This is a genomic window from Pseudomonas sp. JV245A (assembly GCF_032424515.1).
Taxonomy (GTDB): Bacteria; Pseudomonadota; Gammaproteobacteria; order Pseudomonadales; family Pseudomonadaceae; genus Aquipseudomonas; species Aquipseudomonas protegens.
The window spans coordinates 1-422 of sequence record NZ_VYKE01000557.1; the positions used below are offsets into that span (position 1 = coordinate 1).

A 422-nucleotide genomic window follows, 5' to 3' on the forward strand; every position below is an offset into this window, starting at 1 on the left:
ATTGCCTCGATCAATACCATTGTCAACACCAACGGCCATCTCAAGGCCTACAACACCGACTACATCGCCGTGGCGCAATTGCTTGCGGGCCACGGGGTGCCTCGAGAGTCGAGCTTTGCCCTGCGCGGCAGCGGCGGCATGGCCAAGGCCGTGGCCAGTGCCTTGCGTGATGGTGGTTATGCCAACGGGGTGATCGTGGCCCGCAACGAAGTGGCCGGGCGCGCCCTGGCCAGCTCCCTGGGTTATGAGTGGCAGGCCGAGTTGGGCAGCCTGCGGCCGCAGATGCTGATCAACGTCACCCCGATCGGCATGAGCGGCGGGCCAGAGGCGCAGCAGCTGGCGTTCGACGCCGAGGCGATAAAGGCGGCGCAGACGGTGTTCGATGTGGTGGCGGTGCCGCCGGAGACGCCGTTGATCCTGCG

1 pseudogene is annotated in these 422 nt (G+C 66.1%); it reads left to right on the plus strand.

What is annotated here, in order from left to right:
• A pseudogene (locus F6S12_RS33005) lies at window positions 1–422 on the plus strand (shikimate 5-dehydrogenase); the annotation flags it as partial.